This window comes from Streptomyces sichuanensis (genome assembly GCF_020328095.1).
Classification (GTDB): Bacteria; Actinomycetota; Actinomycetes; order Streptomycetales; family Streptomycetaceae; genus Streptomyces; species Streptomyces cinnamoneus.
In genome coordinates this window covers 1-5,511 of the sequence record NZ_JAIXMK010000223.1, presented here as the reverse complement: position 1 = coordinate 5,511, position 5,511 = coordinate 1, and the positions used below count along the sequence as shown (strand labels likewise).

5 protein-coding genes and 1 pseudogene are annotated in these 5,511 nt (G+C 72.2%); 5 read left to right on the top strand and 1 reads right to left on the bottom strand.

The genetic code is table 11. The annotated features are described in order from the left end of the window. Positions 1–683: pseudogene (locus tag LE181_RS31360) on the top strand (hypothetical protein); the annotation flags it as partial. Here the strand turns inward: LE181_RS31360 and LE181_RS31355 are convergent. After that, the gene (locus LE181_RS31355) at positions 672–1,475 is read right to left on the bottom strand and encodes an SGNH/GDSL hydrolase family protein (protein ID WP_225664961.1); all 804 of its coding nucleotides are present in this window, start codon (positions 1,473–1,475) and stop codon (positions 672–674) included. The pseudogene LE181_RS31360 and the gene LE181_RS31355 sit on opposite strands and share 12 nt — an antisense overlap. A 305-nt stretch (positions 1,476–1,780) precedes the next feature. Here LE181_RS31355 and LE181_RS31350 point away from each other — a divergent pair, with 305 nt between their 5' ends. The 4 genes from LE181_RS31350 to LE181_RS31335 form a co-directional block, all read left to right on the top strand. After that, the gene (locus LE181_RS31350; RefSeq protein ID WP_225664959.1) at positions 1,781–2,248 is read left to right on the top strand and encodes a hypothetical protein; all 468 of its coding nucleotides are present in this window, start codon (positions 1,781–1,783) and stop codon (positions 2,246–2,248) included. Position 2,249: 1 nt separating this feature from the next. Continuing rightward, entirely contained in the window at positions 2,250–3,344 is a 1,095-nt protein-coding gene (locus LE181_RS31345; protein ID WP_225664957.1) for a GNAT family N-acetyltransferase, read from the top strand. A gap of 410 nt (positions 3,345–3,754) precedes the next feature. Continuing rightward, on the top strand, positions 3,755–4,579 hold the full coding sequence (locus tag LE181_RS31340; protein WP_225664955.1) for a glycosyltransferase family 2 protein: 825 nt from the start codon (positions 3,755–3,757) through the stop codon (positions 4,577–4,579). After that, positions 4,576–5,511 (top strand): glycosyltransferase family 2 protein (locus tag LE181_RS31335; protein ID WP_225664952.1); only part of this gene is annotated, 936 nt, incomplete at its 3' end. The genes LE181_RS31340 and LE181_RS31335, both read left to right, overlap by 4 nt.

Sequence of the window (5,511 nt, the reverse complement as noted above, 5' to 3'; positions counted from 1 at the left end):
GGCCGGGCGGGCGGGCGCTGGCGATCGGCGCGCTGGTGACGGGGCTCGCCGCGGCCGGGCTGGTCTGGGCGCTGACCGGCGGGGGCGGCTCGGACGGCGGCGCGTCGGCGGGCGGCGCCACGACGGGCGGCAGCGGCAAGGATTCGGCCCCGCAGGACGGCGCCGGGACGGCGGGCCCCTCCTCCTCGACGGGTTCCGGCCCGGCCGCGGTGACGGTGACGATCGCCGCGCTGCGCGACCGCTATTCCGGGCCCTGCCCGGCCCCGGTGGCCTCCGCGCCCGTCTTCCAGGCGGCCGTCGCCGTCGACCGGGTCCCGGCGGACGTGGGCTACCGCTGGGTGACGGGCAGCGGCAGCGTGACGGACGGCGGCTGGAAGACCGTCCGGATCGCGGAGGGGACGCGGAGCGTGGTGCTCAAGCACACCGAGGTGAGCCACCGCGCCGGCGACCCGGACCAGGACTGGATGGCGCTGGAGGTCAGGAGCCCGCGGCAGCTGACCTCCCGTCGCGTTCCGTTCACGGTGTCCTGCACGACGCCCCCGGCGGGCACGCCGTCCACGGCGAGGCCGTCCCCGGCCCCGTCCTCGCCCGGACGCCCGACGCCGGGCCCGTCGGGGTCGTCGGGGTCGTCGGCGACGGGCCCGGGCGGATACTCCGGCGGGGCGTACGGCTCAGGCCACTGACGAGAAGACGGGCAGGTAGCCGCGCGACTGGCCGGTGGCGGTCGGGTGGTAGGACTCGTCGACGGGGAACGTCACGCTGTTGAGCCAGGAGCTTCCGGAGCAGATCTCGTGGCCGCCGAAGGTGGTGTTGACGTCGCCGAAGTCGAAGCCGTGGTCGGCGGCGCGTTTGGCGATGACGGAGTTGATGTGGTCGGCGGCGGCGTTGACGGCCTTCCTCTTGGTGTCGCTCAGACCGACGCAGACGCCGCCGGTCCGGTAGAAGCGCGGGTAGCCCATGACGACGACCTGGGCGTGGGGGGCTCTGGAGCTGATGGCGGAGTAGACGCCGTCGAGCTTGGCGGGCAGTTCCTCCTGGATGAAGGCGCGGGCTCTGGCGATCCGGTCCAGGCACGTGCTGTCGGAGCCGAGCACGCAGGTCGACATGGTGTCGGCGAAGCCGGCGTCGTTGCCGCCGATGCTGATGCTGACGAGGCCGGTGGAGGCGTTGAGGGGGCCGAGCTGGCCGCTGAGGACATCACCCGTCCGGGCGCCCGAACAAGCGGTGAAGGCGAAGCTCGCGGGGGCGTGCTCAGCGGCCCAGAGGGCGGGGAACGCCTTGGTGCTGCGTTTGCAGCCGCCGCTGGCGGAGTCGTAGCTTCCGGCCCCGACGCCGGAGGTGTAGGAGTCACCGAGGGCGACATAGGCGGGAGTTGACCCTCCGTCGTCCGCGTGGGCGGTACCGGATCCGGTGAGGGCGAGGGCGGCCGCGAGGACCAGCGCGGAGAAGGCACCCGCGCAACGGGACAGTTTCATGGAACCTCCTTTAGCAGGGTTTTCAACTACCCCCGTGGTAGCAGCGACCCTGTGTCACCGGAAGTGTCCATGCCAAAACTGACAACAAACTGACAACCACCCTGTACGGGCGGCCAGTTGACGAGCAGTTGACCATACGTCCGACAGTCGGGAGGCATCACCGACCGTTCATCCGACCGACGGACTCCGGTTGTGCGGGAGTCGCCGAGGGGGCCCTGTTCGCATGGCCTTCACATCTTGACGGGCCCCGCCGACTGCGCGACATTGAAGCCCGGCATCCGGCGCTTCGGGGGGCAAAGTCGCCAATGCAGAGCTTTACAGATCTCACCGGGCTCGATGACGCGAAAGAACCGGGCGAGGGAGGCGAGGATGACGGCCGCGCCGGACGCGGCACGGCCGCAGGGGACTCGCTCCCCCTGGCGGCGGGTGCTGCGGCGGCGATCGCGGGAGTGGGCGGCGCGCTGGCTCTCGCCGACGTCGGCTCACCACTGCGCGCGCCGTTCACGCTGTTCTTCCTGATCGTGGCGCCCGCGTGCGCCCTGGCGACCGGCCTGCGCGGCCTCGACCCGCTCAGCCGGGCGGTGGTGGCCACCGGCGGGGCCGTCGCGGTGGACCTCCTCGTCGCCCAGGTCATGCTCGCCCTGCACGCCTGGACGGTGCGGGGCGGCGTCGCCGCCGTCGCGGCCGTCAGCGCCGTGCTGCTGCTCCTGTCGTTCCTGATGGCACACGCGCGGCGCCACCGGGGCCGCGCCGCGAGAAGTCGGGCTTCCTGAGGTGGACATCAGCGTGTACCGACCCGGCGAGCTCACCGCGGCCGACCGGGCGGTGTGGTCGGCCCTGCAGGCCAGGGCGGTGGAGGACGGCTCCCCGCAGCTCGCGAATCCTTTCCTCGCCCCGGAGTTCGCCCTCGCCGTCGGCCGCTGCCGGCGCGGGGCGCGGATCGCGGTCGTGCGCGAGGACGGCGAGCCGGTGGCCTTCTTCCCGTTCCAGCGCTCCGCCCTGGGCGTGGGGCGGGCGATCGGGCTGGGGGTCTCGGACGCCCAGGGCCTGGTGCACCGGCCCGGCTTCCAGTGGGACGCCCGCGAGCTGCTGCACGCCTGCGGGCTGTCCCTGTGGGAGTTCGACCACCTGGTGGAGGGACAGAAGCCGTTCGAGGTGGCGGCCTCCGGCTCGTACGCCTCGCCCGTCATCGACGTCGACCAGGGGTTCGACCGGTACCTCGCGGCGCTGCGCAAGCAGTCGCCCAAGTTCACCCGCACCACGCTCGCCAAGGAGCGCCGGCTCGGCCGGGACGTCGGCGAGGTGCGGTACGTGCACGACGAGCGCGATCCGGACGCGTTGCGCGTCCTGACCGGCTGGAAATCGGCTCAATATCGAAGAACAGGGCGCGCGGACCGCTTCGCACGCCCCTGGATAGCCCATCTCGTCGAGCAGCTGTTCCACACGCGCACGGAGTCCTTCTCCGGGCTGCTGTCGGTGCTCTACGCCGCCGGCCGGCCGGTGGCGGCGCACTTCGGACTGCGTTCCGGCACGGTGCTGGCGTGCTGGTTCCCCGCGTACGACCCGGAGTTCGCGAAGTACTCCCCCGGTCTCGTGCTGCACCTGCGGATGGCTGCGGGGGCGGCCGCCGACGGGATGGCCTACCTGGACCTGGGGCGGGGAGTGAAGGCGTACAAGGACTCCCTCAAGACCCGGGAGCTCAGCGTCGCGGAGGGCTGGGTGACCCGGCAGCATCCGGTGGCGCTGGGATACCGGGCGCGGCGGGCGCCGGTGCGGGCGCTGCGCAACACGGTGCTGGCGCGACCGGAGCTGTTCGAACCGGCCGACCGGCTGCTGAAACGGGTGGGGCGGCTGCGCGCGAGCGGCTGACGGGGACCCGCCCATGACCGGGGCCGACGTCAAGAGGTGAGCCGGTGCGGATGGTTGCATAGGCGCAAAAAACACCAAAGGAGGAGTCTCCGACCCACCTCTTGCCATACGGTCTCAAGCTTCAATACCGTCGTACATCTACCCGCATCGGCCCATCATGTCTGAGCGGCTCCGGGGAGGGCTTCACAAGCGTCGCGATGGTGTCCGGCGCGGGGCGCGGCAGGGGGTGCCGCGCTCGGCCAGTCAGCAGTGCCGAGTCGCGTGCCGCGCGACCGGCGTTACTTGCCAACTCACCCTGCCCTACGGCGTGTCCTTCGCCGCCGGGCGAGGCGAGTACCCCCTTTTCGAACCGGACAGACGATCGGACCGCTGGGGCAGGCGGTCCACCGGACGAGAGGGAACGAAGACTCATGAGTGCCTTCCTGCGGCCGGCGGCCGGAGAAGAGGATCCGGAGACATCAGGCCGCTACCGGCCGGTGACCTCGCACTTCGCGATAGCGCCACCGGTGAGCGTCGTCATTCCCGCCATGAACGAGGCGGAGAACCTCCCGTACGTCTTCAAGACCCTGCCGGACTGGATCCACGAAGTGGTCCTGGTCGACGGCAATTCCACCGACGACACCGTGCGCGTCGCCCGCGACCTGCGGCCGGACGTCAAGGTCGTCGAACAGCTCGGCAAGGGCAAGGGCGATGCGCTGATCACCGGCTTCGCCGCCTGCACGGGCGACATCATCGTGATGGTCGACGCGGACGGCTCCGCCGACGGCGGCGAGATCGTCAGCTACGTCTCCGCGCTGGTGGGCGGCGCGGACTTCGCCAAGGGCTCCCGCTTCGCCAACGGTGGCGGCACGGACGACATGACGTTGATCCGCAAGCTGGGGAACCGCGTCCTGACCTCCATGGTCAATCACAAGTTCGGCGCCCGCTACACCGATCTGTGCTACGGGTACAACGCGTTCTGGAAGTACTGCCTGGACGAGATAGCCCTGGACTGCGCCGGCTTCGAGGTCGAGACCCTGATGAACATCAGAGTGGTGAAGGCCGGGCTGCGGGTCCAGGAGATTCCCAGCCATGAGTTCGTCCGCATCCACGGCGCGAGCAACCTGCGGGCCGTGCGCGACGGACTGCGTGTGCTGAAGGTGATCCTCCATGAGCGCGGCACCCGCCGCGGCTCCCGCCGCCGGCGGCATCCCCTCGCCGTCGCGCCCACCGCGAGCCGCGGGGAAGTCTCTTGAGCGCTGCACCGACCGGACGGACCGGCACACCGAGCGTCTCGGTGGTCATCTGCGTCTACACCGAGGACCGCTGGGGCGACATCCTCGCCGCGGTGGCCTCGGTGCGCGACCAGTCGTACCCCGCCCTGGAGACGCTGCTCGTGGTCGACCACAACCCCGTCCTGCTGCGCCGGCTCGCCAAGACCTACGGCGACGACGGCGCCGGCGCGGACCCGCACCGGGTCAGGGTGCTGGCCAACGCCGGGCCGCGGGGCCTGTCGGCCGGCCGCAACACCGGCGTCACGGCCTCCTCCGGGGAGGTCGTCGCGTTCCTCGACGACGACGCCGTGGCCGAGCGGGACTGGCTGCTGCACTTCGCCGAGGGGTACGCCGACCCGCGGGTGATGGCGGTGGGCGGGCGCACCCAGCCGGTGTGGGCCTCGCGGCGCCGGCCGGCGTGGTTCCCGGAGGAATTCGACTGGATCGTGGGCTGTACGTACCGGGGACTGCCGCCGGGGAAGGTGGCGGTGCGCAACGTCCTCGGCGGGAACGCCTCGTTCCGTAGATCCGCCCTGGAGGCCGTGGGGGGCTTCGCGAGCGGCATCGGGCGCGACGGTCACCGGCTGCCGCTGGGGGGCGAGGAGACGGAGCTGTGCATCCGGCTGACCCGGTCGGTCCCGGACGCCGTCCTGCTGATCGACGACCGTTCGGTCATCCACCACCGGGTGCCGGCGGGCCGCGAGCGGTTCCGCTACTTCCGCACCCGGGCGTACGCCGAGGGCCTCTCCAAGGCCCTGGTGGCGCGCAGCGTGGGGGCACGGGAGGGGCTGGAGAGCGAGCGCCGCTACACCACGCGCGTCCTGCCGGCCGGCGTCGCGCGCGGGGTGCGCGACGCGCTGCTGGGCCGCCCCGGGGGCGCGGGGCGGGCGGGGGCGATCGTGGCGGGCGTGGCC